Below are 25,408 nucleotides of genomic sequence, written 5' to 3' on the forward strand. Positions count from 1 at the left end.
CAAGGGGCGCGACAGGCGGGCGGAATGGTGTATGATCGCCGCCGCTCGGGCCGTGAAACATCGGCACGGAACAGCACCGCCATCACCAGACCTGAGGGAGCCCATGGCTCACGTCGCCAAATTCCGCCGCGTTCTCCTCAAGATTTCCGGCGAAGGCCTGATGGGAACCCGTGAATACGGTCTCGATCCCGCCACGGTGGAACGCATCGCCCGCGAGGTTAAGTCGGTCCGTGACCTCGGCGTCGAGGTCTGCGTCGTCATCGGCGGCGGCAACATCTTCCGTGGCGTCTCCGGCGCTTCCAGCGGGATGGAGCGCGCCGCGGCGGACAACATGGGCATGCTGGCCACCGTCATCAACGCTTTGTCGGTCCAGAACGCCCTGGAACGGGTCGGCTGCGAGACCCGGGTGCAGTCCGCCATCGTCATGCCGACGGTGTGCGAGGCCTTCATCCGTCGCCGCGCCATCCGCCATCTGGAAAAGGGCAGGGTGGTGATCTTCGCCGCCGGGACCGGCAATCCGTTCTTCACCACCGATACCGCCGCCGCGCTGCGCGCAGTGGAAATGGGCTGTGGCGCCCTGCTGAAGGCGACCCAGGTGGACGGCGTCTATTCCGCCGATCCGAAGAAGGTCAAGGATGCGGTGCGCTACGACCATCTGACCTTCAACGACGTCATCGCCCGTGATCTCGCCGTCATGGACACCTCGGCCATCGCGCTGTGCCGCGAGAACAAGGTTCCCATCGTGGTGTTCGACCTGCACCGTCCGGGGGCTTTCGCCGAGGTGGTGTCGGGCCAGGGATTGTTCACCATCATCAGCAACGACTAAAAAGGGGAGTTGATCGTGTCCGCTCCGACCAACTGGGGTGACCTCAAGAAGGACGTCACCCGCCGCATGGACAGTGCCTTAGAGGTGCTGAAGAAGGAATTCTCCGGCCTGCGCTCCGGCCGTGCCTCCGTCAATCTGTTGGACCCGGTGGTGGTCGAGGCCTATGGCCAGACCATGCCGCTGTCCCAATGCGGCACCGTCGGCGTGCCAGAGCCGCGCATGTTGACCGTGCAGGTGTGGGACAAGAGCCAGGTGAAGGCGGTCGAAAAGGCCATCGCCAATGCCGGTCTCGGGCTTAATCCCCAAGCCGACGGCCAGATGATCCGGGTGCCGATTCCCGCGCTGAACGAGGAGCGCCGCAAGGAATTGCAGAAGGTGGCCGGTAAGTACTCGGAACAGGCCCGTGTCTCGGTGCGCAATGTGCGGCGCGACGGCATGGACTCCTTGAAGAAGATGGAAAAGGACGGCCACATCTCCGAGGACGAGATCAAGAAGCACGAAAAAGAGATCCAGCAGATCACCGACGACATCATCAAGAAGATCGACGAGCATCTGGCTCACAAAGAAAAAGAAATCATGCAGGTCTAGAAGGCAGGATGGAACCCGTACCGTCTCACGCCGCGCCGCCGCCGCCGCCCGCCCATATCGCCATCATCATGGATGGCAATGGACGCTGGGCCAAGGCGCGTGGGCTGCCCCGCACCGCCGGTCACAAGCGGGGCGCCGAATCGGTGCGCCGCACCGTCGAGGCGGCGCGCGAGATGGGGGTTTCCTATCTGACCTTGTATGGCTTCTCGTCGGAGAACTGGAAGCGTCCGGCGGGCGAAGTCACCGACCTGATGGGACTGTTGCGCCTTTATCTTCGCAACGAGGTCAATCATCTGCATAAGAACGGCATCCGCCTCAAGGTGATCGGCGACCGCGAACGCCTGGGGCCGGACATCGTCCGGCTGATCGAGGATGCCGAAGCCAAGACCGCCGCCAACTCCGCACTGACCCTGGTGTTGGCGCTGTCCTACGGTGGACGTCAGGAGATGGTGGAAGCCGCGCGTCGGGTAGCGGCGGATGTGGCGGCGGGACGGCTCTCTCCGGATGCCATCGATGAGGACGTGGTCGGGAGCCGCCTCTTCACCGCTGGCATTCCTGATCCCGACCTGATCATCCGCACCAGCGGCGAGAAGCGCATCAGCAATTTCCTATTGTGGCAGGGCGCTTACGCCGAACTGGTGTTCATCGAAACCCTGTGGCCCGAGTTCGGGCGCGCGGAATTGGAAAGCGCCATCCAGGAGTTCCACGGCCGCGACCGCCGCTACGGAGCCACCCGGTGATCATAGCGTGCTGAAAACTCGCGTCATTTCCGCCGTGGTCATGGCGCCGCCCGCCTTGCTGGCGGCCTGGATGGGGGGCTATGCCTTCGCGGTGCTGGTGGCCGTGGCCGCCGCGCTGATGTGCTGGGAATGGCATGGCATGCTGACCAAGGGCTTCGGCCCTTCCGGGCGTTTGGCCGCCGTCGCCTGCTTCCTGGCGGCGCTGTTGGCTGTAAGCCAGCCGCATGCCGCCGTGGTGATGGTGGCAATATGCGCGGCCATGGCGGCCTTGCTGGCCAAGCCTGAACAAGATGGGCGCCTTTGGGCCGGGCTTGGCGCGCTCTATGTGGGATTGCCGTCGGTGGCGCTGGTTTGGCTCCGCGAAGACCCCGCCATGGGTGCCGCCGTGGTATGGTGGCTCTTGCTGATGGTATGGGCGACGGATATCGGCGCCTACGCCTTCGGGCGGATGATCGGCGGACCGTTGCTATTGCCCGCTGTCAGCCCTAAGAAGACTTGGGCGGGCCTGGTGGGCGGCATGATCTGTTCCGCCCTGGTCGGTCTTGGAGTGGCGGCCGTGTTCGGGCTACCCGCCGTCTTTACCGTGGCGCTTCTCAGCGCGCTGGGGGCGGTGGTGGCTCAGGTCGGCGACTTGTTCGAGTCCTGGGTCAAGCGCCGTTGCGGCGTCAAGGATTCGAGCTCTATCATTCCTGGCCATGGCGGCGTGCTTGATCGCGTCGACGGCCTGTTGTCCGCCGCCTTTGTGGTGGCGGCCATGACCTTGGCGAGCGGCCAGTCGGTTTTGGCCTGGTAAGGTTGACGAGCCAATGAACATGTTCATTGGAGAGAAGTTGCGGGCGAGGCTTAGGCAGCGCCACATGGCGCGGGAGCCAAGGGATTCAGAGAATCCCGCCCGGTGATTGAGGGACGGCAGGCGAGCCACGGGAGTGGATCGCCGTCAAGATAGAGGAAATGCGATGAGCGCAAGGCGGGGCGTCACCATTCTGGGATCGACCGGGTCGATCGGGTGCAACACGGTGGAATTGATCGAGGCGCGGCCCGATCTGTACCGGGTCGAGGCGCTGGTGGCCAATTCACGGGTGGACATCCTGGCCGATCAGGCCCGCCGCCTGAAGGCCAAGCTGGCCGTTGTCGCCGACGAGGCGGCTTATCCGGCCTTGAAGGAAGCGCTGGCCGGTAGTGGCATCGAGGCCGCCGCTGGCGCCCGATCCGTCGTCGCCGCCGCCGAGTTGCCGGCCGACTGGGTCATGGCCGCCATCGTCGGCGCCGCCGGTCTGGCCCCCACCTTGGCCGCCGTGCGCCGTGGCGCCGTGGTCGGGCTGGCCAACAAGGAATGTCTCGTCTGCGCCGGTCAGTTGATGATGGCCGAGGTGCAAAAGCACAAGGCCACCTTGCTGCCGGTGGATTCCGAGCACTCCGCCATCTTCCAGGTGTTCGAGTTCGACCAGCACGACAAGATCGAGAAGATCATCCTGACCGCCTCGGGCGGCCCGTTCCGCACCAAAAGCCGCGAGTTCATGGCCGATGTGACGCCGGAACAGGCGGTGGCCCATCCCAACTGGTCCATGGGCGCCAAGATCTCGGTGGATTCCGCGTCCATGTTCAACAAGGGGCTGGAACTGATCGAGGCCCATCACCTGTTCGACATGCCCGAAGACAAGATCGATATCGTCGTCCATCCCCAGTCGGTAATTCATTCGCTGGTGGCCTATGTGGATGGCTCGGTTCTGGCTCAGTTGGGCTCGCCCGACATGCGTACGCCCATCGCCTATGCCCTGGGCTGGCCCAACCGCATCGAGGCCCCGGCGCCCAAGCTGGATCTGGCCGCCATCGCCACCCTGACCTTCGAGCAGCCCGATCCCGTGCGCTTTCCGTCGCTGCGTCTGGCGCGTGAGTCGTTGCGGGCGGGCGGTTCGGCGGCGGCGGTGATGAATGCCGCCAACGAAGTGGCCGTGGCGGCCTTCCTGGGTCGCAAGATCGGCTTCCTCGACATCGCCCGCGTGGTGGAAAAGACCCTGGAGCGCGTCCCCCACGAAGAGATCAACTCCATTGACGACGTACTGGCCAAGGATGCCGAGGCCCGCGCCTTCGCCTCGGGTCTGATCGAGGACAAGGCCTGATCATGGATTTACCCACGCTGCTCAATAGCGTCATCCACGGCGTTTGGTATTACGTGATCATTTTCCTGGCCATCCTGACGGTGGTGGTGTTCATCCACGAGATGGGCCATTTCCTGGTGGCCCGCTGGAATGGAATCCGGGTGGACGTCTTTTCCATCGGCTTCGGCCCCGAGATCTGGGGCTGGACCGATCCGTCCACCGGGACAAGATGGAAGTTCAGCGCGGTGCCGCTGGGTGGCTATGTGAAATTCTTCGGTGACGCCGACGCCGCGTCCGCCCTTCCCGACGACCGCGAGATGACGGACGAGGAAAAGGCGGTGGCGTTCCAGCACAAGCGCGTCGGCCAGCGCGCCGCCGTGGTGTTCGCCGGTCCCGCCGCCAACTTCATCTTCGCCATCATCGGTTTGGCGGCCATGTTCATGTTGTTGGGTCAACAGGTCACCGAACCGGTGGTCGGCATGGTCAATCCCGGTTCAGCGGCCGATGCCGCCGGTTTGAAGGCGGGCGACCGCATCACCGCCATCAACGGCGCGGGCGTCGAGCGATTCCAAGACATTCAGCGCATCGTTCGCATCGAGATCGAGCATCCGCTTGACCTGGCGGTCTTGCGCGCGGGCGCGACGCTGTCCATTACCGCCAAACCCCGCGTCATCCAGCGCAAGGGCGTGTTCGGCGACATGGAGAAGGTGCCGGTCCTGGGCATCACCGCCGATTCCACCAAGACCACGGTCATCAATCACGGTCCCATCTCCGCCATGGCGGAATCGCTGCGCGAGACCGAAGGCATGGTGCGCTCGACCTTCATCGGCATCGGCCAGATGATCAATGGCACCCGCGATACCGACGAATTGGGTGGCCCCATCAGGATTGCCAAGGGGGCGGCCGAAGCCGCGCAATTGGGAATGGCCAGCGTGGTGTTCTATACAATCTTGCTGTCGCTGAATCTTGGTCTGATCAATCTTTTCCCAATTCCAGTCCTAGACGGCGGGCATCTTCTCTTTTACGCTTTTGAAGCCATCCTTGGCCGTCCACTCGGTGAGCGGGCGCAAGAATATGGTTTCCGAATCGGGCTGTTTCTGGTATTGGCCTTGATGGTATTCGCCACGAGAAACGACATCGTCTCGTTACCGATTTGGGAAGTGGTGAAACGGCTGTTTTCGTGACCCGAGTCCGCGATTCGGCGCTGCGGACTCGAAGGGGGGCTTCGATGGGTTTCTTGCGGTGGACCGGTCTGCTGGTTGGGGCCGTTATCATGGTCACCCTGCTGGCTGTCGGAGCTCCTGCCGGAGCCCAGGAGGGCGGTCGCATCCGCTCCATTTCGATCCAGGGCACCCAGCGCATCGAGATCGAGACCGTCAAGTCCTACATGGCCATCACCGAGGGCGATGTCTACGACGCCGACCGTGTCAATCGGTCGTTGAAGGCGCTGTTCAACACCGGCCTTTTCGCCGACGTGGCCATTCGTCGCGAGGGCGATCAGCTGGTGGTCCGGCTGGTGGAAAACCCCATCATCAACCGCATCGCCTTCGAGGGCAATCGGCGCATCAAGGACGAGCAACTGAATACCGAGGTGCAGCTGCGCCCGCGCACGGTCTATACCCGGACCAAGGTGCAGACGGACGTCAAGCGCATCCTCGAGCTTTATCGCCGCAGCGGGCGCTTTGCCGCCACCGTCGAGCCCAAGCTCATTCAGTTGGAGCAGAACCGCGTCGATCTGGTCTATGAGATCAGCGAAGGCCAGCCCACCTATGTGCGGCGCATCTCCTTCGTCGGCAATCATCGCTATGACGAGGATCGGCTGCGCGAAGTGCTTCAAACCAAGGAAGAGCGCTGGTATCGCTTCCTGTCCTCCGACGACACCTACGATCCAGACCGCGTCACCTATGATCGCGAACTGCTTCGCCGCTTCTATCTGAAGCGCGGCTTCGCCGATTTCCGGGTGGGGTCCGCCATCGCCGAATTGACGCCCAATCGGGAAGGCTTCTTCATCACCTATACCATCGACGAAGGTGAGCGTTATCGCTTCGGCGATTCGACGATTTCGGCCAGCCTGAAGGATCTCAAGACCGAGGAACTCAAGCCATTGGTGGTGAGTGAACCGGGCGATTGGTATAACGCCGATCAGGTGGAAGACATCGTCCAGAAGCTGACTGACGCAGTGGGAACCAAGGGCTATGCCTTCGTCGACATCAAGCCGCAGGTCAATCGCAACCGCGAGACCAAGATCGTCGATGTCACCTATGAAATTCAGGAAGGCCCGCGGGTCTTCGTCGAACGTATCGACATTACGGGCAATGTCCGCACCCTGGACAAGGTCATCCGCCGCGAATTCCGGCTGGTGGAGGGCGACGCCTTCAATTCCGCCAAACTGCGCCGGTCGCGGCAGCGGTTGAAGGATCTTAATTTCTTTGAAAAGGCCGAAGTCACCAATGTGCCGTCGGAAACGGCTCCGGACCGCACCATCATCAAGGTGGATGTCCAGGAGAAGTCCACCGGCGAATTGACCTTCGGTGTCGGCTGGTCCAGCCAGATCGGTCCCATGATGGAAGCCGCGATCCGTGAACGCAATCTGCTTGGACGCGGACAGGATCTACGCCTGAGCGGCATGATCGGCCTGCGCCGGACGTCCGTGGATTTGTCCTTCACCGAACCGTATTTCCTGGATCGCGAACTGGCCGCGGGCTTCGATGTCTTTGCCATCGATCGGACGCTCCAGCAGCAAAGTTCCTACAACTCCATATCCTTGGGTGGCGACCTTCGCATCGGTTACATGCTGACCGACAATATGCGTCAGGACTGGAAATACACGCTGAAGCGCGACGAGGTTAAAGGTGTCAACTCGACATCCATCTATGTCATCGATCAGATCGGGACCAGTGTGACCTCGTCGGTGTTCCAGATGCTGACCTATGATCGGCGCGACAGCCGAATCGAGCCCACCGAAGGCTATTTCGTTCGTGGCTCGACGGAATTCGCGGGCCTTGGCGGTACCGTCCACTTCCTTCGTGGCGGTGCCCAGGCTGGGCAATACTACACCTTGGCCGAACGCATCGTTCTGGGGCTGACCGGTTCTGGCAGCTATGTTTACGGGCTTGGCGAGCGCGTGCGCATCACCGACCGCGTGTATGCCGGCGGCGACAGCTTGCGTGGCTTCGCGACCGGTGGTGTCAGCCCCCGTGATAAGAATACCGGTGATGCCATTGGCGGTGTCTGGATGACCACGGGTTCGGCTCAGGTCAAGTTCCCCATCGGTTTGCCCGAGGAGTTTGGTGTGCTGGGCGAGGTGTTCACCGATGTCGGTGCCGTCGGGCCGACCGATGTGGCCAATGCAAGCGGTGTCGATCAGGCGAGCTCCCTGCGAGCCTCCGTCGGTTTCGGCGCTTCATGGAAATCGCCCATGGGCCCGGTTTCCGTGGATCTTGGCTTTCCGCTCATGAAGGAAAGCTTCGACAAGACCGAAATGTTCAAGTTCAATTTGGGAACGAAGTTCTAGTCAAGCGCACATCATTGGAATGGCCGTGCCAGCCACGCCTAATCGGTATGGATGAACCAGGAATGACACTCCGCTCCCTCGCTAGGCAGATCGCGGTCGTGACCGTATTCTTGGCGGCTGCGTTTATCGGCCCGGACGCCTTCGCGCAAAAACGTGCGGTGCCGCCGGTGGTGGTGATCATCGTCGATGTGCCCCAAATTCAGCGGGATTCCCTGGCCGGTAAGGCGCTGATGAGCCAGCGCGATAAGTACCAGCAGAATTTTCAATCGGATTTCAATGCGGCGCGTCTGCAGTTGCAGTCCGCCGATCAGGAATTGGCCAAGCAAAAGGGAACCGTTGCCCAGGAAGCCTATGATCAGAAGGCCAAGGCGCTGGAACAGCAAGTGGTCGCTTTTCAGCGCCGAACCCAGGTTGCGGTGCGGGCGCTGGAGAAATCCACCGAGACCGCGGCCGCCGAGTTGATGAATGCGATCCTGACCATCACGGGCGAAGTCGCCAGTGAGATGGGCGCGAATCTGGTGGTTCCGAAGCAGCAGGTCGTGCTGCATGAACCCAGCATGGACGTGACCTCTCTGGTGATCGAACGGCTCAATCACAAGCTACCGTCTGTCAACTTTCCCGCGCCAGTGGTTGACGAGCCGGGGCTGCCGTCTCAGAGCACTGCAAAACCAGGTAAGAAGTAAGCATGGCCGATCCAAGATTTTTCACGGTCGCGGGACCGTTCACCCTTGCCGCTCTCGCGGAAATTTCCAAGGCGACGCCATCGGATGGCGCCGACCAGGCTGCTTCCTATCAGGATGTGGCGCCGCTCGAGGTCGCTGGGCCGGGCGAGGTCTCCTTCCTGGATAACAAGAAGTATGTCGCCGCTTTCCAGGCGAGCCGGGCCGGCCTGTGCGTGGTCGCGCCGGAGATGGCGGATAAGGCGCCGCCCGGCATGGCGCTGCTGCTGTCCTCTGATCCCTATCGGGCCTATGCCCGTATCGCCCAGGCTTTTTATCCGTCCGTGGCGCCCGAGGCTTGGATCGCGCCGACCGCTTGGGTCGATGCCTCGGCCAAGCTGGGACAGGGATGTCGCGTCGAGCCGGGTGCGGTGATTGGCGCCGGTGCCGAAATCGGCGATCGCTGCCGGATTGGCGCCAATGTGGTGATCGGGCCAGGGGTCGTCTTGGGCGAGGACTGCATTCTCGGCGCCAACGCCACCATTTCCCATGCCTTGGTGGGACGCAGGGTCAACATCTATCCCGGCGCCCGCATCGGCCAGGACGGCTTCGGCTTCGCCATGGGCGCGGAAGGTCACCTGAAGGTGCCGCAGTTGGGTCGCGTGGTCATCGGCAATGGCGTCGAGATCGGCGCGAACACCACCATCGACCGTGGCGCAGGACCGGATACCGTCATCGGCGACGGCTGCATGATAGACAATCTGGTCCAAATTGGGCACAACGTCCAATTGGGACGCGGTTGCGTGATCGTGGCTCAAGTGGGCATCTCGGGATCGACCCGGTTGGGCGATTTCGCCGCTGCCGGTGGACAGGCGGGAATCACCGGCCATCTGAAGATCGGCGCGGGCGCCCGCATCGCCGCCCAGGCCGGCGTCATGCGCGACATCCCGCCGGGCGAAACCGTCGGTGGCGCTCCGGCGGTGCCCATGGCGGACTGGCTGCGCCAAAGCGCGCTTTTGGCCAAGATGGGCCGCAAGAAGACCTGAACAGAGCGGCGGGGGAAGCCTCGCCCGACACCTTGAGATCAAAGTACAGGATCGTCATATGGACAACGCCACCTCCGACCAAGGCAAGGTCATCGACATCAACCGGATCATCCAGATGATTCCGCATCGCTATCCATTCCTCATGGTGGATCGGGTGGTCGATGTGGTGGCCAACGAAAGCGCGGTCGGCATCAAGAACGTGACCATCAACGAGCCGTTCTTTCAGGGCCACTTTCCCTCGCGTCCGGTGTTTCCCGGCGTGCTGATCATCGAATCCATGGCCCAGACCGCCGCCGTCCTGGTGGTGGAAACCTTGGGGCAATCGGCCGAGGGCAAGCTGGTCTATTTCATGTCGGTGGAGAACTGCCGTTTCCGCAAGCCGGTGGGACCGGGCGACCAGTTGCACATCCATGTGCACAAGGAGCGCAGTCGCGGCAATGTGTGGAAATTCCGCGGCGAAGCCAAGGTCGACGGCGTCCTTGTCGCCGAGGCGACCTATGCCGCCATGATTTTGGACGAATAGGGCATGACCGACATTCATCCCACTGCCGTCATCGATCCCAAGGCGAACATCGCCGCTTCCGCCGTCATCGGGCCATTTTGCGTGGTCGGTCCCGATGTGGAACTGGGCGAGTCCGTCGAATTGCTGTCCCATGTGGTCGTCGCCGGACGCACCAAGATCGGCGAGGGCACCCGCATCTTTCCCTTCGCCTCCATCGGGCATCGGCCGCAAGACCTGAAATATCACGGCGAGCCCTCTACCCTGGAGGTTGGCCGCAACAACCAGATCCGCGAGCATGTCACCATGAACCCCGGCACCGAAGGGGGCGGCATGATCACCAAGGTCGGTGACAACTGCCTGTTCATGGCCAGCGCCCATGTGGCCCATGACTGCGTGCTGGGCGACAATGTCATCATGGCCAACAACGCCACCCTGGCGGGCCACGTCACCGTGGGCGAGTTCGCCTTCCTGGGCGGGTTGTCGGCGGTGCACCAATTCGTGCGCATCGGCCGCCACGCCATGATCGGCGGCATGTCGGGTGTCGAGGCCGACGTCATTCCCTTCGGCACCGTGATCGGCAATCGTGCTTATCTCAACGGGTTGAATATCGTGGGTTTGAAGCGCCGAGGTTTTTCCCGCGACGACATCCACACCCTGCGCAACGCCTATCGCCTGCTGTTCGCGCCGGAAGGCACGCTTCAGGAGCGGTTGGCCGACGTGGAAGAGCAGTTCACCGGGAATGCGGCGGTCATGGAAATCGTCGAATTCATCCGCTCGGATTCCTCGCGCTCGCTCAGCACCCCGAAATTTACCGGCGATGGGGCCTAAACTCGGCATCGTGGCGGGCGGTGGCGAGCTTCCAGGGCTCGTGGCCGACGCCTGCCGGGCCCAGGGCCGTGACTTCCATTTTCTTGCCTTGCGCGGCCATGCCGATCCCAAGGTGATCGGCGACGGCCCCGCCGACTGGATTCGCCTGGGCGAGGCGGGAACCGGTTTCGAACGGCTGCGCCAGGCCGGTGTCGCCGACGTGGTCATGATCGGCCCGGTTCGCCGCCCCACCATTTCGGAACTGGCCCCCGATCTGCGCACCGCCCGGTTCTTCGCCAGGGTGGGGCTCAAGGCGCTGGGCGACGACGGCTTGCTGCGGGCGGTGGCGGCCGAGTTGGAGCACGAAGGATTCCGCGTCGTCGGCGTCCATGAGGTACTGGCCGATTGCCTGGCGGTGGCCGGGGCTTATGGCCAACTCTCTCCCGATGCCCAGGCCGAGGCCGATATCGCCCGTGGCGTCGAGGTGGCCAAGGGGTTGGGCGCCCTGGATGTGGGGCAAGCCGTGGTGGTGCAGCAGGGGCTGGTCCTCGGGGTGGAAGCCATCGAGGGTACCGACCGGCTGTTGGCCCGCTGCGGCGAACTGGCCCGTGACGGCGTCGGCGGTGTTCTGGTCAAGCTTCGCAAGCCCGGCCAGGACCGCCGCATTGATCTTCCCACTATGGGAACCGCCACCTTGGCCGCCGCCAAACAGGCGGGCTTGCGCGGAATCGCGGTGGAGGCGGGGGGCGCCCTGGTGCTGGGCCGCGAGGCGGTCGCGGTTGAGGCCAACCGGCTGGGACTGTTCGTGATCGGCATCGAGATCGTAGCATGACCGCGCCACGGCTGATCTACATCATCGCCGGTGAGCCCTCGGGGGATTTGCTGGGCGGACGGCTGATGGCCGCCTTGAAGGCGCGAACCGGTGGGCAGATTCGTTTTGCCGGTATCGGCGGCGAGGCCATGCGGGCCGAAGGTCTCGACAGCCTGTTTCCCATGACCGAATTGTCGGTCATGGGGTTGGTCGAGGTGCTGCCGAGGCTGCCCAATATCCTCCGCCGCATCAAACTAACTCTTTCCGATATCGAAACGAAGCGGCCGGATGCCGTCCTGACCATTGATTCCTGGGGCTTTACCGGCCGTATTCATGGGGGGCTCAAGAAGCGCGGCTCGACCATCCCCCGCATCCACTACGTGGCCCCCATGGTCTGGGCCTGGAAGTCGGGACGCACCAAAACCCTGGCCCGGGTGCTGGATCTCCTGCTGACCCTGCTGCCCAACGAGCCGGAATGGTTCGAGAAGGAGGGCCTGCGGTCGGTCCATGTGGGCCATCCGGTGATCGAGGGCGGGGCGGGGAAGGGCGATGGCGCCGCTTTCCGCGCCCGCCACGGCATCAAGCCCGATGCCAAGGTTCTGTGCGTGCTGCCGGGCAGCCGTCATTCCGAGACCGGCAAGCTGCTGGGGCCGTTCGGCGAGACCTTGGCCCTACTGGCCCGCGCCCATCCGGGGCTGGTGGCGGTGGTGCCCACGGTGGAGACCGTGGCCGATGAGGTCGAGGCCGCGTCGCGGTCCTGGCCGCTTCCCGCCATGGTCATTCGCGGCGGCGCCGAGAAGCATGACGCTTTCGCCGCCTGCGACGTTGCCCTGGCGGCTTCGGGAACCGTGGCGCTGGAACTGGCCATGGCCGGGCTTCCCGCCGTGATCACCTATAAGGTTTCCCGGCTGTCGGCCTTCATCGCCACCCGCTTCCTCGGGCTCAGCCTGAAATTCGTCACCCTGGTCAATATCCTGGTGGACGCGCCGGTCATGCCGGAACTGTTGCAGGACCAATGCCGCCCCGACCGGCTGGCGGCCGCCGTCACCCATCTGCTCGAAGACGAAGACGCCCGCCAGTCACAGGTGGCGGGGGCGCGCCGCGCCTTGGAAAAGCTGGGTCTCGGCGGCGAAAGCCCGTCCTTGCGCGCCGCCGACACCGTTTTGGACTTTATCGGAGGACGATCATGAGCGATTGGCGCTTGCTCCACACCATGATCCGGGTGGGCAACCTGGACCGATCCATCGACTTCTACACCAAGCTGCTGGGCATGAAGCTGTTGCGCCGCCAGGATTATCCCGAGGGCCGCTTCACCCTGGCCTTCGTCGGCTATGGCGACGAGGCGGAGCATACGGTGATCGAGCTGACCCATAATTGGGATACCGCCAGTTATGAACTGGGTGGCGGCTTCGGCCATCTCGCCCTCGGCGTGCCCGATATCTACGGCGCCTGTGAGAAGATGGCGGCATCGGGCGCCAGTATCACTCGCCCGCCCGGCCCCATGAAGCACGGCAAGACGGTGATAGCCTTCGTGGAAGACCCCGACGGCTACAAAATCGAACTTATCGAGAAGAAATAAGGTCCAGCCAGGGCGTCAGGGCCTCACGGGCGCGGTCGGCATACAGCTTCTTGCGATCACGGCCCTTGATCTTGCGGCCTTTCTCGTCGCGCTCGGGCGGCGGTGGGAACAGGCCGAAATTGATGTTCATGGGCTGGTAGGTCTCGGCGTCGCCGCCGCCGGTCACATGGGCCAGCAGGGCGCCCAGCGCCGTGGTCAGGGGCGGGGCGGCCAGTTCGCCCCCCAAGGCCTCGGCCGCCGCGAACAAACCGGCCAGCAGGCCGATGGCGGCGCTCTCCACATAGCCCTCGCAGCCGGTGACCTGACCGGCGAGGCGCAGGCGGGGCTGGGCCTTGAGGCGAAGGCTGCCGTCGAGGACGCGGGGGCCGTTGACGAAGGTGTTGCGGTGCAGGCCGCCCAAGCGGGCGAATTCGGCGTTTTCCAGGCCCGGAATGGCGCGGAAGACTCGCATCTGGTCGCCATGGCGCAGCTTGGTCTGAAAGCCCACCAGATTGTACAGAGTGCCCAGCGCGTTATCCTGGCGCAGTTGCACCACCGCGAAGGGCTTAGGGCCGTGCGGGCTGGTCAGTCCCACCGGCTTCATGGGGCCATAGGCCAGGGTGTCCTTACCGCGCGACGCCATGACCTCGATGGGCAGGCAGCCCTCGAAATAGGGCGTGTCCTTTTCCCAATCGTGGAACTCCACCTTGTCGCCCTCGATCAGGGCATCGATGAAGGCGTAATACTGTTCCCGCGTCAGCGGACAATTGATGTAGTCGGAGCCGGTCCCCTTATCGTAGCGCGACTGGAACCATGCCTTGGAGAAGTCGATGCTCTCCTTGGTGACGATGGGGGCGATGGCATCGAAGAAGGCCAGCGAGTCCTCGCCGGTCAGCCCGCGCAGCCCCTCGGCCATGGCGGGCGAGGTCAGGGGGCCGGTGGCGATGATCACGCTGTCCCAGTCGGCGGGCGGCAGACCGGGCACTTCTTCCCGTGCGATGGTGACCAGGGGATGGCCCTGCAACGCCGCCTGGATACCGGCGGAAAAGCCGTCGCGATCCACCGCCAGGGCGCCACCCGCCGGAACCTTGTGAATATCTGCCTGGGCCAGGATCAGGGAACCGGAACGGCGCATTTCCTCGTGCAGCAGCCCGACAGCGTTGTAATCGGCATCGTCGGAGCGCAGAGAGTTGGAACAGACCAGCTCGGCCAGCCCATCGGTTTGATGGGCCGGTGTCGGCCGCACCGGGCGCATTTCGTGGAGAATGACGGAAAGACCGGCCCGGGCGAGTTGCCAAGCAGCCTCGCATCCGGCCAATCCGCCGCCGATGACATGGACGGTCTTGCTCATGCCCCGTCACATAGACGGTCCGGCCGTGGCTGTCCAGTATGGGCTTAGTATTTTGGCGAAACCGCCAACTGGGTCAGCCAGCCGACCGAGCCACCGGTCGCCGATGCGATCGAGGTATTGCCGGTGGCGGCCTTCTTCTTGACGCCTTCCACATCGGTGCCTTTCTTGCTGTCGGGCAGGTCCATGGGACCGAAGGCATAGGTGGCGAAGGCGCTGGACGGCCCCGAAGCCGCCTTGCGGGTCGAATGGCTGGCCGGATTGTCCTTGCGGTTCAGCAGGATGTGCGACGACGCGCCGGAAAGTGCTTCCATAACGAAATCTCCGATGGAGAGTGGCTGCCCTCAACTCTGCATGCGCCATGCCAACTGCGAATTCGCGGCTTTCCGCCGTTCCAGCCCATGGCCAGGCGGCAAAAGCTGCCGGGTCGCCATGCGCGCAAGGACATTCCTTCCCGGCTCCCGATGGGGTATAAGCACGCCGCCACACTCCTTTCGGATGGGAAAGAGACTACCCCATGGCCAAGCTTTATTTCGTTGTCGGCGGCGAATACGCCGATACTTCGTTCTCCGTCATCGCCCCCGGTCATTCGGAGGAGCGTTTCGGTCCCTTTGATGAACGGGAAGCCCATATTTGCTGGCGTGCCCTCACCGGCAAGTCGGTGGACAACGCCATGGTGCGGTATTTCATCCGCGCCGGAGAAGACGCGGCTGAGGAAACTTGGTACGTGGTCGGCGGCGAATACTCCGACACAACTTTCCAAGAGATCGCGCCCGGTCGCACCAAGCAGGTGGTCGGCCCGTTCAGCCGTAAGGAAGCGCTGGACAAGTGGCGGGAACTGACCGGCAAGACGGTGGACAACGCCCTGGCCCGGTTCGATCTGTGCACCGGCGAGGAACTGAAGCGTCAGGGTCTTTAAACCCTTACAAAGTACCGGTGATTGCGGTATTCGTTGTAAGCATTCTAATTTTGACGGGAGATCATCCGTGTCGCACTACCCCAACAAGTATCATGCCTTCGTCTGTGGCCAGCGCCGTCCCGACGGGCATCCGCGCGGCTGCTGCACCAGCAAGGGCGGCGGCGCTCCGCTGTTCGAGCGTCTGGCCGGGAAGGTCAGTGAATTGAACCTCTGGGAGCAGGGTGTCAGCGTCGCGACCGCCAGCTGCCTCGGCTTTTGCAAGGCTGGTCCCTTGATGGTCGTCTATCCCGAGGGCATCTGGTACAAGCCCGAGAACGTGGCCGATATCGACGAGATCGTTCAATCGCACTTCGCCAATCACAAGCCGGTCGAGCGGCTGATGGTCACTCCCGGCAAGTGATGCCGTTCAGATCTTGGACGTGGTCAGCATGTCCTTGATCAGACCGAAGAAAATCCTGGGCTCGGCGGCGCCTTCGTAACGCCAGCCCAGGTGCGCGCCACAGGCACGGCAGGCGGCCAGCCGCCATAAATATCCCGAAAACCATGTGAACACCCCCGACGCCGCGCCGTCGGCCGCCGCCCCCGTGGCGTCGCGGAAGCATAGGATACGGAATAACAGTCCGGCGGGATTGAAGACCACATGCTCGTGGTCGCCGTTCATGCGCATTTCCCAGGTGCCACGGGTCACCAATGAATGGCACCGGCTACAGTAATAATCAATATCATCGCGCCAAGGCGTCGTGGTGACTTCTGACTTGGTGGCATCACGGGGCATTTCGTTTGTCGTCACTCGTGCATGTCAGCGCTGGCTTGGGTCGCAACATCGTTTTGATTAGGTTCACCTGATCGAAGGTATAAGCCGCTTATCCCATTACCTTTTTTACATTCATATGCCGCTAATTTAATGTCGCATTAAATATAGGGCATTCGAGGCGAGGACGGCATGTATCAGGACGACGCCAGCGCCATAGACCGGCTTACCGCGCTGCTGGACGATGAAGCGCAGGGGCTGCCTTTCGACGTGGAAGAGGCGGCTCGCCTTGCCCAGGAAGTTGCCCGAATCATTCCCGAGGTCTCGCCCTATATGCGGCGCATCGCCGAGCGGCTGAAGGCTCGCCAGGGCAGGACCAGGGCGGCCTAGTCCGTCCGCTGGATGAGATGATAGCCGAACGGTGTCTCCACCACGCCGCTGGTTTCACCCGGCTCCAACTTGAAGGCGGCCATATCGAATTCCGGCACCATGGCACCCTTGGGAAAGAAGCCCAGATCGCCGCCATCCTCGGACGAGGGGCAGTCGGAATATTGGCGGGCCATCGCGCCGAAATCGGCGCCTTCCCTGATTTCCTCCATGATCTCGGAAATGGCGGACAGCGCTTCCTCCTTGGTGCGGCTGGCCTGCGAACGCATGGAGCCCTTGTACATCAGCAGGATATGGGCGGCGCGGATCTGGTCGGACATGGAACGGCTCCGAAGGAGGGAAGGGAAGGTTCACTCTAGGCCGAACGGCGGGCCTTCGCCAATTCATGAATCAGGATGGCGGCGGTGGCCGCCACGTTCAAGGACTGGATGCGGCCAGTGCCCATGATGGTGGCGATCTCGTCGCAGGCGGCCAGGGTGGCAGGCGGCAGACCGCTTTCCTCATTCCCCAGAATCATGGCGATGGGCTTGGCCGACGGAGCTAGACAGTCGGTCAAGGGGCGACCGGCGCCCAGGGCGGTGCCGACAATTCTGTGGGAATCCCTCAGCCGTTTCAAAGCCGGAATAAGTTTCGGGGTGTGAAAGACCTCGATCCATTCCAGTCCGCCCTCGGAGACCCGGAAGGCGGCTTCCGACGGCAGGGCCTGGGCGGGATTGTCCGAGACGATCAGCCGCTCCATGCCGAAGAAGGCCATGGTCCGGGCGATGGCGCCCAGATTGTGCGGATTGCCGACGCCGTCGAGGATCAGCAGCGGCGCGCCCGATTTGGCCCATAGCCGCGCCTCGGCCGGATCGAACACGGCCAGCGGCTTGGGTTTCGCCACCACCACGATGCCGCCGTGCAATTGGGTGCCCGCGATCTTGCTGAGTTCATCGGTGGGCACCAGCCGGTAGGGCTTGTGCTGCTTGGCCATCAGGGTGCAGAACCCCCCGACCAGCGGCTTCATGCGGTCGTCGTAGAACAGGCGTTCGGCCCGGCGGGGATCGTGCTCGAACAGCGCCTTGACCGCCGGCAGGCCGGTGATGCGGTCGGTGTCGTCCTTCGGGGGCTTCTTGTGTGGAGCCGGGGCTCGTGCCATGACAGGGCCTAATCTTCAGTGTGGAGAGTGTTGTGCCTCGGCTGATCCTGTTCAACAAGCCTTATGACGTGCTGACCCAGTTCACCGACCGCGAAGGCGGACGCGCGACCCTGAAGCAGTTCATCGACGTGCCCGGGGTCTATGCCGCCGGACGGCTGGACCGGGATTCGGAAGGGCTGCTGGTGTTGACCGATTCCGGGCCGCTGATCAAGCGTATCAGCGATCCCCGCGCCAGGCTGCCCAAGACCTATTGGGCCCAGGTGGAGGGTAGCCCCACCGAGGAGGCCTTGGACCGCCTGAGGCACGGCGTGACGCTGAACGATGGGCCAACGGCGCCCGCCCAGGCATGTTTGATGGAGGAACCGGCCGATCTTTGGCCGCGCCATCCGCCCATCCGTTATCGCGCCGCCATTCCCACCGCCTGGATTCAGCTGATCATCACCGAAGGCCGCAACCGCCAGGTCCGGCGCATGACCGCCGCCGTTGGCTTCCCAACCCTGCGGCTTGTTCGCTGGGCGGTGGGGGAGTGGACCCTGAACGGGCTGAACCCTGGCCAGTGGCGAGACGAAACACCCTAAGCCGCGCTACCGCCCAATTGAGGCGGGGTCCGGGTACAAATCATCAGGCGGTTCCAGGCGTTGATTTCGGCGACCGCGAATGAAAGATCGGCCACTTCCTTTTGTGTGAAATGGCGACGCATCTCGTCATATACATCGTCGGCGACATCGCCCTTGCACAGATGTGTCAAGGCTTCCGCCCAGTCCAGGGCCGCGCGTTCCTTCGGGCTGTAGATCGGCGCCTCGCGCCATGCGGCGAGAAGGTGCAATTGGTCCTCGGTTACCCCATGCTTTCGCGCCAATGGAACATGCATGGCGATACAGAAGGCGCATCCGTTAAGCTGCGATACGCGCATCTTGACCAATTCCAGCAGGCCCAGCGATATCCCGCTGTTTTGCACGTAAGCGTGCACCCCCAGCATGGCCTTATAGCCCTCGGGAGCGACGATGGTCAGGTCGAGACGTTGGTCCATTGCTTGGTCCTCTAAGTGGGTATCGAGTTGGTAAGGGCGGAGGCACTCTAATCCGTGTCGCTGCCACCGCGACGGCTTGATGTACGCCCCTCCAGCCACTGGGCGATCTGGCGGGGGAACTCTGCCGGAGCCTTGACGGCCACCTGCGCCGCGAGCTCCGCCAACGAATGGCGGGCCAATTCGTCCTTCATGCGCTTTTCCGCCATCAGCATGATGGCGTTGATGGAGCAAACGCCGCTGGTGGCCCAGTCCGGCGCCCCGGCATTGAAAACGGCGCAGCGTTCGCGAATTTCTCGACATTCAAAGAGCCGCTTATCTCCGTCGATGGCTTCGACCACATCCAGGAAGGTGATTTCATCGGCCGGGCGGGCCAGGGCGAAGCCTCCACGCACTCCCTCGGTGGCCTGGACGAGGCCTGCCTTGGACAATTTGGTGAAAAGCTTGGCGAGATAGTCGGAGGGAACGCCCTGAAGCTGGGCGAGATCGCGGACGCTTGGGGCCGGTGTCTGACGTTCCGATCCGGTCAGATACAACAGGCAGTGCAGGCCATACTCAACTCCGACACTGACGAACGACACGGGAAACTCCGATGTATTGGATCGTAGTTACTGAGCCTAGGGCGCCCGCCGTGAAGAGGCAAGGAGATTCGCCCCCATGACAAAAATCGACAGTGTCCAGAAATCATGATTTCGCCCCAATTCCATCCCGAATGCCGCCATGATCGCCCCCTAGGCTGTTTCCCGGTTCAAACAACGGGGAAAGCCCAGATCATGTCGAGCACCAGCGTTACCACCGCCTCACAGCCGTCGGAGCAAGAGAAGAAGGCCCTGGCCGTCAAGGAGGCCATCGAGGCCTTGCGCCAGCGCCGGGCGCAGATCGCCGCCTATATCTGAGCTACCAATCGCGCAGTACGATATTGGCGACATCGGCGACGCAGACCGTCCGCATGACACCCGGGCGGTCTGGCGACAGCGGACAGACGGTGAAATCGCCGTAGGCGGCCTTGGAGCAGGGCATTGCCGAGAACATCGTCTCGTCCAGCCAATGGGGAAGAATCTTCTCGCCACCGTGTTTGGCGTCGGCATCGGCGACGCCAAGCACGCGCTTGGTGCCGATGACCCACAGCCGGGCATTGGGAATTCCGGTGCAGGTGGTCAGGCGGGCATGGACCGTGACGCAGTCGCCGACCCGCAGGGCACTCCGCAGGCAGGCGCCGGACCGATCATCGGCGTGAAGCGGTGAGGCAAGGGTCAGAAAACCGATCGTGGTGGCGATGGCTCGCCAGGTCACGGCGCTAGCGCTTCGGTTCCCAGGTGACTTCGGCGCGGCGGTTGCGCTGTTCCTTGACGTTGTTCTTGGTGGGAACCGCCAGCTTTTCCTTGCCGAAACCGACCATATCGACGGTCACGCCGTCCACGCCCAATTTCCTGAGCTGATCGGCCACCGCCTTGGCGCGTTTTTCCGACAGGCCCTTGTTGTAGGGCTTGCCGCCCACCGTATCGGTGAAGCCGTGAATATGGATGACCGTCGGCTTGGCCGCCTTCAGAGCCGGGGCGGCCTCATACAAGGTTTGCATGGCGGCGGCATTGATGTCGGACTTGTTGTAATCGAAAAAGACCACCAGCGGCTGGGGCAGAGACGGGGCCTCGACCACCGGAGCGGGCGGCTTCAATTTGGGTTCGGTATCCAGGAAGACGTTCTTGCAACCGGGATCGTTCTCGCGCTCCCACTCTTCCTCGATCCAGCAATCCAGCGACACCTGGGCCTTGGCGGCCAGGGCGGGAACCCGCTCGCGGGCGCCCTTGTCGAAATCGTCCATCAAGGTGGCGCGGGCCGCCGACAGTTCCGGGAGATTTTCCACCGGCACGTCCCACTTGGCGGGATCTTCCGGCGGCACCACCTCGCCCGAGGCGGCGCGAACCGACTTGCGGGCATAGACCACCGCGTGACGCCACTCGTACTCGTCGAGGGCTTCGTGGCGGGTGGCCTCCTTGTATTCGTCGGCGAGAGCCTTGGTGAACGGCGTGCCCACCGTGGGGCTGGGGGCGGCCAACACATCTTGCACCTCGACCACCTCGAACGGGGTGGCGCAGGCGGAGACGGCGGCAAGGGCCACCAGGGCGGTCAGGACACGGACGATCTTCATGGCAGGTCTCGTCAAGCAATGGGCGACCCGATCCGGTCAAGGCTCAGGCACCATTCCAATCTTGCAAGACGAAACACAATTGTCCAGAAAAATACTTCACGCCGTTTGGCGCATGGAAAGTAAGTGGCAGGAAGGAGTCAGACTAGACTTAAATCACCGTCTTAAATGCATCGGATTCGCTTCGTGATAAAATCGCTTAAAAACAATGCGCTACCCGCTCTTCCTAGGTTTCTTCGCCAACATGGAAGAAAGGTAATGGCCGGTATAACTGTCTTTCACCCGGGCCACGTCTTCCGGCGTTCCCGCCGCAACAATGCGGCCGCCGCCGTCGCCACCCTCGGGGCCGAGATCGATGATCCAGTCGGCGGTCTTGATGACTTCCAGATTGTGTTCGATCACCAGGACGGTGTTGCCGGACTCCACCAGCGCCTGAATCACTTCCAGGAGTTTGCGCACATCCTCGAAATGCAGGCCGGTGGTGGGTTCGTCGAGGATATACAGGGTGCGGCCGGTGGCGCGGCGCGACAGTTCCTTGGCCAGCTTGACCCGCTGGGCCTCGCCGCCCGACAAGGTGGTGGCCTGCTGGCCGAGATGGATGTAGTCCAGCCCCACCCGTTGCAGGGTGATCATCTTGTCGCGGATGGCGGGAACCGCCTTGAAGAAGTCGGCCGCCTCCTCGACGGTCATGTCGAGAACATCGGCTATGTTCTTGCCGCGAAAGGTTATTTCCAGGGTTTCGCGGTTGTAGCGCTTGCCCTTGCAGACATCGCACTGGACATAGACGTCGGGCAGGAAGTGCATTTCGATCTTGATGACGCCGTCGCCCTGGCAGGCCTCGCAGCGGCCGCCTTTGACGTTGAAGGAGAATCGGCCGGGCTTGTAGCCGCGCACCTTGGACTCGGGAAGCTCGGTGAACCAGTCACGGATAGGGGTGAAGGCGCCGGTATAGGTGGCGGGATTGGAGCGCGGCGTGCGGCCGATGGGGCTTTGATCAATGTCGATGATCTTGTCCAGATGCTCGACGCCGTCCATGCGGTCGAACGGGCTGGGCTGCTCGCGGGCGCCCATCAAACGCCGCGCCAGGGCCTTGTAGAGGGTTTCGATCACCAGGGTGGACTTGCCGCCGCCCGACACGCCGGTCACGCAGGTCAGCGTCCCCAGCGGGATCTTGACGGTGACGTCCTTGAGATTGTTGCCGCTGGCGCCCGCCAGGGTCAGCTTGGTGCCGCTGCCCTTGCGCCGCTTGGCGGGCACCGGGATCTGGTCCAGGCCCACCAGATAGCGGCCGGTGGAACTGGCGGGATCGGCCATGACCTGGTCGGGGGTTCCCTGCGAGACCACGGCGCCGCCGTGAATACCGGCGCCCGGCCCCATGTCGATCAGGTAATCGGCGGTACGGATGGCGTCCTCGTCGTGTTCCACCACGATGACGGTATTGCCGATGTCGCGCAGCCGCTTCAGCGTCGCCAGCAGGCGGTCGTTGTCGCGCTGGTGCAGGCCGATGGAGGGCTCGTCCAGCACGTAGAGCACGCCGGTCAGGCCCGAGCCGATCTGGCTGGCCAGCCGGATGCGCTGGCTTTCGCCGCCCGATAGAGACCCGGAACCACGCGAGAGCGTCAGGTAGTCGAGGCCGACATCCACCAGGAAGCCCAGGCGGTCGTTGATCTCGCGCAGGATGCGCCTTGCGATTTCCTGATCCTTGGGCCGCAGATGCCGGTTCAGATCGGCGAACCAGTCGCGCGCCTTCAAGATGGAGACATCGGCCGCCTCGGTGATGTGCAGGCCGCGGATCTTGACCGCCAGGGCCTCGGGCTTGAGCCGGGCGCCGCCGCAGGCCTCGCAGGGGGCGGCGCCCTGGAAGCGGGACAGTTCTTCGCGCACATAGGAGGAATCGGTTTCGCGGAAGCGGCGCGCCATGTTGGGGATGACGCCTTCGAAGCTCTTCTCGGTGTGATAGCCGCGAAAGCCGTCCTCATAGGCGATGCGGATTTCCTCATTGCCCGAACCATGCAGGATCACGTCGCGCACATGCTGGGGCAGGGCGCTCCAGGTCTTGTCCAGGTTGAATTTATAGTGCTCGGCGAGGCCTTGCAGGGTCTGGATGTAATACTGCGAGGTGGAGCCCGCCCAGGGCGCGATGGCGCCTTCGCGCAAGGAAATCTCTGGGTTCGGCACGACCAGTTCGGGATCGAAATAAAGCTTTATGCCCAGTCCGTCGCAAGACGGGCAGGCGCCGAACGGGTTGTTGAACGAGAACAGGCGCGGTTCGATCTCCTCGATGGTGAAGCCGGATACCGGGCAGGCGAATTTGGCGGAGAACACCGTGCGCTCGCCGTTATCGGCATTCTCGGCGATGCACAGACCGTCGGCGAGGGACAGCGCCGTCTCGATGGAATCGGCCAGACGATTCCCCAGGCCGGGCTTCACCACCAGCCGGTCCACCACCACCTCGATATCGTGCTTCTTCTTCTTGTCGAGGGTGGGAACCTCGTCGATCTCGTAGAGGGTGCCGTCCACCTTGACCCGCTGGAAGCCCTTCTTTTGCAATTCCACCAGATCCTTGCGGTACTCGCCCTTGCGGCCGCGCACGAAGGGGGCCAGCAGGTAGAGCCTTGTTCCCTCCGCCATGCACTCGACCCGGTCCACCATCTGGCTGACCGTCTGGCTTTCGATGGGCAGGCCGGTGGCGGGGGAATGGGGAACGCCGACCCGCGCCCACAGCAGGCGCATATAGTCGTAGATCTCGGTGACGGTGCCCACGGTGGAGCGGGGGTTCTTCGACGTGGTCTTCTGCTCGATGGAGATGGCGGGGCTCAGGCCCTCGATGCTCTCCACATCGGGCTTTTGCATCAGTTCGAGGAATTGCCTTGCATAGGCCGACAGGGATTCCACATAGCGGCGCTGCCCCTCGGCATAGATGGTGTCGAAGGCCAGCGACGATTTGCCCGATCCAGACAAACCGGTGATGACCACCAGCTTGTCGCGGGGAATGTCGATGTCGATGTTCTTCAGGTTGTGCTCGCGGGCGCCACGCACCCGGATAAAGCCGCTCATGGGGGAAGGTTCCTCATCACCGCGTTCAGGCGGCGGATGTTAGAAGCTTTCGAGAGGCGGATAAAGCCCTCAGGCCCCTTCGCTGATGGGTTCGGCATGGACGACCACCCGCGCGATACCGGGAACCGTGTCGCGCAGCCGATGTTCCAGCCGCGCCGTCGCCTGATGGGCTTGGCCGATGGGGACATCGTCGGGGAACAGGCAGTGGAACGAGACGTAAAGGCCGTCCTCGCGTTCCTGAACCTCGAGATGGTGAACCTTGTCCACCAATCCGTCCGCCAGCCCGGCCAGCGCGGCGCGGATTTCCGCTTGGCGATGCCCGGCGGGCTGAGCGTCCGTGAAGACTTCCTTGCGGCGCGGGTCGATGTGGCTGTCGATGGTGACCTCGGCCCCCAGCTCCGCCTTCAGCTCGTCTTCCAGGGTGGTGGCGATGGCGTGGGCGGCGGCGATGGTCAGGCTCTCATCCACCTCCAGGTCGAAGCTGACATGGGGATGGCCGTCCATGGCGGCGACGCCCACATGGTGGACGGCAAGCCCCCGGGTGGCGGCAAGGCCCCGGACGGTCTCGGTGATGCTTTCATCGTCCAGGGTCAGGGGCTCGGCGATGACCATGGGCTGAACCTCGGGCAAGTCGCTTTTCAACCGCTCGATCACGGCGCGCCGCAAGGCTTCCACCTGTTCCAGATGCATGGTGCGGCCGACCTTGACCACCACTTCGGCGAAGACGGTGGGGCCGGCGGGGCGGGCGCGCACCGCGTCCACCCGCGCCACGCCGGGAACCTTGGCGGCGACCTCCTCGACCCGTTCGGCGATGCCTTGGGGCGCGGCATCCACCAGCACGTCGATGGTTCGACTGCCCAGGCGCCAGCCCGCCAGGACCACGAAAGCAGCGACGCCGAGGGCCGCCACCGCGTCGCCCTTGGGCCAGCCCAACCAAACCAGCCCAAGCCCGATCAGCACCGCCGTGGAGCTGAGGATGTCCGAGGAGAAGTGCAGGGCGTCGGCTTCCAGCGCCTGGCTGCCGGTTTCCTTGGCGACCTTGGACAAGGCGCGGGAGCGTCCTATGTCGATGATGATGGAAGCGACGATGACTCCTACCGACCACCAGGTGGTTTCCACCTCGACGGCGGGCGCCATCAGCCGGGTGACGGCTTCCTTGACGATCCAGGCGGCCGTGACGAACAGCAGGCCGGTCTCGATCAGGGCGGAGACGCTTTCCACCTTGCCGTGGCCGTAGGGATGGCGCTCGTCGGCGGGTTGGTCGCCGATGCGCACGGCGAACCAGGTCAGAATGGCGGCGCCCATGTCCAGCAGGGAGTGGGCCGCCTCCGACAGCACGCCGAGGCTTCCCGTCATCAAGCCGACCGCCAGCTTCATGACCGTCATGGCGGCGCTGGCGAATACCGAGCTAAGAGCGACGGCGCTTTTGCGGTCATCGGACATGTCTGGGCGGCTCCATAAGAAATGCATCGTCATTCGTATAGC

The 25,408-nt window shown here is 63.4% G+C and carries 29 protein-coding genes and 1 pseudogene; 19 read left to right on the forward strand and 11 right to left on the reverse strand.

Going from position 1 to position 25,408, the window contains the following annotated elements; genetic code table 11:
• Positions 1-103 precede the first annotated feature (103 nt).
• The 14 genes from pyrH to gloA all read left to right on the forward strand — a co-directional run bounded on the left by pyrH (position 104) and on the right by gloA (position 13,171).
• A complete protein-coding gene (gene pyrH / locus CU669_RS07715; RefSeq protein WP_112143347.1) occupies positions 104-826 on the forward strand; it encodes a UMP kinase in 723 nt (240 codons plus the stop codon).
• Between the two features lie 15 nt (positions 827-841).
• Positions 842-1,414, forward strand: coding sequence for a ribosome recycling factor (frr, locus tag CU669_RS07720; protein WP_112143666.1), 573 nt, complete (start codon positions 842-844; stop codon positions 1,412-1,414).
• 8 nt (positions 1,415-1,422) lie between these two features.
• Positions 1,423-2,154, forward strand: coding sequence for an isoprenyl transferase (locus CU669_RS07725; RefSeq protein WP_112143349.1), 732 nt, complete (start codon positions 1,423-1,425; stop codon positions 2,152-2,154).
• Positions 2,155-2,161: 7 nt separating this feature from the next.
• Positions 2,162-2,947, forward strand: a complete 786-nt coding sequence (locus CU669_RS07730) for a phosphatidate cytidylyltransferase (protein WP_112143351.1) — start codon at positions 2,162-2,164, stop codon at positions 2,945-2,947.
• A 163-nt stretch (positions 2,948-3,110) separates the two neighbouring features.
• Positions 3,111-4,274 (forward strand): 1-deoxy-D-xylulose-5-phosphate reductoisomerase, encoded by a 1,164-nt coding sequence (locus tag CU669_RS07735; protein WP_112143353.1) that lies wholly within the window; start codon positions 3,111-3,113, stop codon positions 4,272-4,274.
• 2 nt (positions 4,275-4,276) lie between these two features.
• The gene (gene rseP / locus CU669_RS07740; RefSeq protein WP_112143355.1) at positions 4,277-5,437 is read left to right on the forward strand and encodes an RIP metalloprotease RseP; all 1,161 of its coding nucleotides are present in this window, start codon (positions 4,277-4,279) and stop codon (positions 5,435-5,437) included.
• A 44-nt stretch (positions 5,438-5,481) separates the two neighbouring features.
• Positions 5,482-7,767 (forward strand): outer membrane protein assembly factor BamA, encoded by a 2,286-nt coding sequence (gene bamA / locus CU669_RS07745; protein ID WP_112143357.1) that lies wholly within the window; start codon positions 5,482-5,484, stop codon positions 7,765-7,767.
• A 62-nt stretch (positions 7,768-7,829) separates the two neighbouring features.
• Complete coding sequence (locus CU669_RS07750) at positions 7,830-8,450, forward strand: OmpH family outer membrane protein (protein ID WP_239988598.1); 621 nt, start codon at positions 7,830-7,832, stop codon at positions 8,448-8,450.
• Between the two features lie 2 nt (positions 8,451-8,452).
• On the forward strand, positions 8,453-9,472 hold the full coding sequence (gene lpxD / locus CU669_RS07755) for a UDP-3-O-(3-hydroxymyristoyl)glucosamine N-acyltransferase (protein WP_112143361.1): 1,020 nt from the start codon (positions 8,453-8,455) through the stop codon (positions 9,470-9,472).
• A 58-nt stretch (positions 9,473-9,530) separates the two neighbouring features.
• On the forward strand, positions 9,531-9,995 hold the full coding sequence (gene fabZ / locus CU669_RS07760) for a 3-hydroxyacyl-ACP dehydratase FabZ (RefSeq protein WP_112143363.1): 465 nt from the start codon (positions 9,531-9,533) through the stop codon (positions 9,993-9,995).
• Between the two features lie 3 nt (positions 9,996-9,998).
• A complete protein-coding gene (gene lpxA, locus CU669_RS07765; RefSeq protein ID WP_112143365.1) occupies positions 9,999-10,802 on the forward strand; it encodes an acyl-ACP--UDP-N-acetylglucosamine O-acyltransferase in 804 nt (267 codons plus the stop codon).
• The gene (locus CU669_RS07770) at positions 10,792-11,613 is read left to right on the forward strand and encodes an LpxI family protein (protein ID WP_112143367.1); all 822 of its coding nucleotides are present in this window, start codon (positions 10,792-10,794) and stop codon (positions 11,611-11,613) included. The genes lpxA and CU669_RS07770 overlap by 11 nt, the downstream gene beginning before the upstream one ends.
• The gene (gene lpxB / locus CU669_RS07775; protein WP_112143369.1) at positions 11,610-12,782 is read left to right on the forward strand and encodes a lipid-A-disaccharide synthase; all 1,173 of its coding nucleotides are present in this window, start codon (positions 11,610-11,612) and stop codon (positions 12,780-12,782) included. The genes CU669_RS07770 and lpxB overlap by 4 nt, the downstream gene beginning before the upstream one ends.
• Positions 12,779-13,171 carry a lactoylglutathione lyase gene (gene gloA, locus CU669_RS07780; RefSeq protein WP_112143371.1) on the forward strand — a complete coding sequence of 131 codons (393 nt, stop codon included), beginning with the start codon at positions 12,779-12,781 and terminating at the stop codon, positions 13,169-13,171. The genes lpxB and gloA overlap by 4 nt, the downstream gene beginning before the upstream one ends.
• On the opposite strand, the gene trmFO is transcribed toward gloA, so the two are convergent.
• Together trmFO and CU669_RS07790 are read right to left on the reverse strand one after the other, a co-directional pair.
• On the reverse strand, positions 13,155-14,501 hold the full coding sequence (gene trmFO / locus CU669_RS07785) for a methylenetetrahydrofolate--tRNA-(uracil(54)-C(5))-methyltransferase (FADH(2)-oxidizing) TrmFO (RefSeq protein WP_112143373.1): 1,347 nt from the start codon (positions 14,499-14,501) through the stop codon (positions 13,155-13,157). The two genes, gloA and trmFO, sit on opposite strands and share 17 nt — an antisense overlap.
• Before the next feature lie 44 nt (positions 14,502-14,545).
• Positions 14,546-14,812 (reverse strand): hypothetical protein, encoded by a 267-nt coding sequence (locus CU669_RS07790; RefSeq protein ID WP_112143375.1) that lies wholly within the window; start codon positions 14,810-14,812, stop codon positions 14,546-14,548.
• 203 nt (positions 14,813-15,015) lie between these two features.
• Between CU669_RS07790 and CU669_RS07795 the strand changes: the two genes are divergently transcribed.
• Positions 15,016-15,417: a DUF4170 domain-containing protein gene (locus CU669_RS07795; protein ID WP_112143377.1), complete on the forward strand. Its 402-nt coding sequence runs from the start codon at positions 15,016-15,018 to the stop codon at positions 15,415-15,417.
• A gap of 67 nt (positions 15,418-15,484) precedes the next feature.
• Positions 15,485-15,817, forward strand: coding sequence for a (2Fe-2S) ferredoxin domain-containing protein (locus tag CU669_RS07800; protein WP_112143379.1), 333 nt, complete (start codon positions 15,485-15,487; stop codon positions 15,815-15,817).
• A 6-nt stretch (positions 15,818-15,823) separates the two neighbouring features.
• Here the strand turns inward: CU669_RS07800 and CU669_RS07805 are convergent, their stop codons facing one another.
• On the reverse strand, positions 15,824-16,078 hold the full coding sequence (locus tag CU669_RS07805) for a cereblon family protein (RefSeq protein WP_239988599.1): 255 nt from the start codon (positions 16,076-16,078) through the stop codon (positions 15,824-15,826).
• Between the two features lie 282 nt (positions 16,079-16,360).
• Between CU669_RS07805 and CU669_RS07810 the strand changes: the two genes are divergently transcribed.
• Positions 16,361-16,558, forward strand: a complete 198-nt coding sequence (locus CU669_RS07810) for a hypothetical protein (protein ID WP_112143383.1) — start codon at positions 16,361-16,363, stop codon at positions 16,556-16,558.
• Here the strand turns inward: CU669_RS07810 and CU669_RS07815 are convergent.
• Positions 16,555-16,878, reverse strand: a pseudogene (locus CU669_RS07815) (peptidylprolyl isomerase); the annotation flags it as partial. The gene CU669_RS07810 and the pseudogene CU669_RS07815 sit on opposite strands and share 4 nt — an antisense overlap.
• Before the next feature lie 32 nt (positions 16,879-16,910).
• On the reverse strand, positions 16,911-17,693 hold the full coding sequence (locus CU669_RS07820) for a TrmH family RNA methyltransferase (RefSeq protein WP_112143387.1): 783 nt from the start codon (positions 17,691-17,693) through the stop codon (positions 16,911-16,913).
• Between the two features lie 32 nt (positions 17,694-17,725).
• Here CU669_RS07820 and CU669_RS07825 point away from each other — a divergent pair, with 32 nt between their 5' ends.
• Positions 17,726-18,271, forward strand: a complete 546-nt coding sequence (locus CU669_RS07825) for a pseudouridine synthase (protein ID WP_112143389.1) — start codon at positions 17,726-17,728, stop codon at positions 18,269-18,271.
• Here the strand turns inward: CU669_RS07825 and CU669_RS07830 are convergent.
• Positions 18,268-18,723 (reverse strand): carboxymuconolactone decarboxylase family protein, encoded by a 456-nt coding sequence (locus CU669_RS07830; RefSeq protein ID WP_112143391.1) that lies wholly within the window; start codon positions 18,721-18,723, stop codon positions 18,268-18,270. The genes CU669_RS07825 and CU669_RS07830 overlap by 4 nt on opposite strands.
• Positions 18,724-18,770: 47 nt before the next feature.
• Positions 18,771-19,301, reverse strand: a complete 531-nt coding sequence (locus CU669_RS07835) for an RrF2 family transcriptional regulator (protein ID WP_112143393.1) — start codon at positions 19,299-19,301, stop codon at positions 18,771-18,773.
• Between the two features lie 192 nt (positions 19,302-19,493).
• Between CU669_RS07835 and CU669_RS22000 the strand changes: the two genes are divergently transcribed.
• On the forward strand, positions 19,494-19,616 hold the full coding sequence (locus CU669_RS22000; RefSeq protein ID WP_275667808.1) for a hypothetical protein: 123 nt from the start codon (positions 19,494-19,496) through the stop codon (positions 19,614-19,616).
• 1 nt (position 19,617) lies between these two features.
• Here CU669_RS22000 and CU669_RS07840 read toward each other — a convergent pair whose 3' ends face one another.
• From CU669_RS07840 to CU669_RS07855, 4 genes are all read right to left on the reverse strand, one after another.
• Positions 19,618-20,013: a hypothetical protein gene (locus CU669_RS07840; protein WP_112143395.1), complete on the reverse strand. Its 396-nt coding sequence runs from the start codon at positions 20,011-20,013 to the stop codon at positions 19,618-19,620.
• A gap of 4 nt (positions 20,014-20,017) precedes the next feature.
• Complete coding sequence (locus CU669_RS07845) at positions 20,018-20,869, reverse strand: OmpA family protein (RefSeq protein ID WP_112143397.1); 852 nt, start codon at positions 20,867-20,869, stop codon at positions 20,018-20,020.
• Positions 20,870-21,079: 210 nt separating this feature from the next.
• Positions 21,080-23,923 carry an excinuclease ABC subunit UvrA gene (gene uvrA, locus CU669_RS07850; protein WP_112143399.1) on the reverse strand — a complete coding sequence of 948 codons (2,844 nt, stop codon included), beginning with the start codon at positions 23,921-23,923 and terminating at the stop codon, positions 21,080-21,082.
• Positions 23,924-23,992: 69 nt separating this feature from the next.
• Positions 23,993-25,366 carry a cation diffusion facilitator family transporter gene (locus tag CU669_RS07855; RefSeq protein WP_161539612.1) on the reverse strand — a complete coding sequence of 458 codons (1,374 nt, stop codon included), beginning with the start codon at positions 25,364-25,366 and terminating at the stop codon, positions 23,993-23,995.
• Positions 25,367-25,408 lie beyond the last annotated feature (42 nt).

The sequence above is a fragment of the Paramagnetospirillum kuznetsovii genome (assembly GCF_003284725.1).
Lineage (GTDB): Bacteria > Pseudomonadota > Alphaproteobacteria > Rhodospirillales > Magnetospirillaceae > Phaeospirillum > Phaeospirillum kuznetsovii.

Coding starts and splice junctions, on each gene's coding strand:
- lpxB (WP_112143369.1), top strand. CDS start 11,610: ATGACCGCGCCACGGCTGATCTACATCATCGCCGGTGAGCCCTCGGGG.
- CU669_RS07725 (WP_112143349.1), top strand. CDS start 1,423: ATGGAACCCGTACCGTCTCACGCCGCGCCGCCGCCGCCGCCCGCCCAT.
- CU669_RS22000 (WP_275667808.1), top strand. CDS start 19,494: ATGTCGAGCACCAGCGTTACCACCGCCTCACAGCCGTCGGAGCAAGAG.
- CU669_RS07855 (WP_161539612.1), bottom strand. CDS start 25,366: ATGTCCGATGACCGCAAAAGCGCCGTCGCTCTTAGCTCGGTATTCGCC.
- CU669_RS07795 (WP_112143377.1), top strand. CDS start 15,016: ATGGCCAAGCTTTATTTCGTTGTCGGCGGCGAATACGCCGATACTTCG.
- trmFO (WP_112143373.1), bottom strand. CDS start 14,501: ATGAGCAAGACCGTCCATGTCATCGGCGGCGGATTGGCCGGATGCGAG.
- bamA (WP_112143357.1), top strand. CDS start 5,482: ATGGGTTTCTTGCGGTGGACCGGTCTGCTGGTTGGGGCCGTTATCATG.
- CU669_RS07770 (WP_112143367.1), top strand. CDS start 10,792: ATGGGGCCTAAACTCGGCATCGTGGCGGGCGGTGGCGAGCTTCCAGGG.
- CU669_RS07735 (WP_112143353.1), top strand. CDS start 3,111: ATGAGCGCAAGGCGGGGCGTCACCATTCTGGGATCGACCGGGTCGATC.
- CU669_RS07820 (WP_112143387.1), bottom strand. CDS start 17,693: ATGGCACGAGCCCCGGCTCCACACAAGAAGCCCCCGAAGGACGACACC.
- CU669_RS07750 (WP_239988598.1), top strand. CDS start 7,830: ATGACACTCCGCTCCCTCGCTAGGCAGATCGCGGTCGTGACCGTATTC.
- gloA (WP_112143371.1), top strand. CDS start 12,779: ATGAGCGATTGGCGCTTGCTCCACACCATGATCCGGGTGGGCAACCTG.
- lpxD (WP_112143361.1), top strand. CDS start 8,453: ATGGCCGATCCAAGATTTTTCACGGTCGCGGGACCGTTCACCCTTGCC.
- CU669_RS07790 (WP_112143375.1), bottom strand. CDS start 14,812: ATGGAAGCACTTTCCGGCGCGTCGTCGCACATCCTGCTGAACCGCAAG.
- fabZ (WP_112143363.1), top strand. CDS start 9,531: ATGGACAACGCCACCTCCGACCAAGGCAAGGTCATCGACATCAACCGG.
- CU669_RS07805 (WP_239988599.1), bottom strand. CDS start 16,078: ATGAACGGCGACCACGAGCATGTGGTCTTCAATCCCGCCGGACTGTTA.
- lpxA (WP_112143365.1), top strand. CDS start 9,999: ATGACCGACATTCATCCCACTGCCGTCATCGATCCCAAGGCGAACATC.
- CU669_RS07810 (WP_112143383.1), top strand. CDS start 16,361: ATGTATCAGGACGACGCCAGCGCCATAGACCGGCTTACCGCGCTGCTG.
- uvrA (WP_112143399.1), bottom strand. CDS start 23,923: ATGAGCGGCTTTATCCGGGTGCGTGGCGCCCGCGAGCACAACCTGAAG.
- CU669_RS07845 (WP_112143397.1), bottom strand. CDS start 20,869: ATGAAGATCGTCCGTGTCCTGACCGCCCTGGTGGCCCTTGCCGCCGTC.
- rseP (WP_112143355.1), top strand. CDS start 4,277: ATGGATTTACCCACGCTGCTCAATAGCGTCATCCACGGCGTTTGGTAT.
- CU669_RS07830 (WP_112143391.1), bottom strand. CDS start 18,723: ATGGACCAACGTCTCGACCTGACCATCGTCGCTCCCGAGGGCTATAAG.
- pyrH (WP_112143347.1), top strand. CDS start 104: ATGGCTCACGTCGCCAAATTCCGCCGCGTTCTCCTCAAGATTTCCGGC.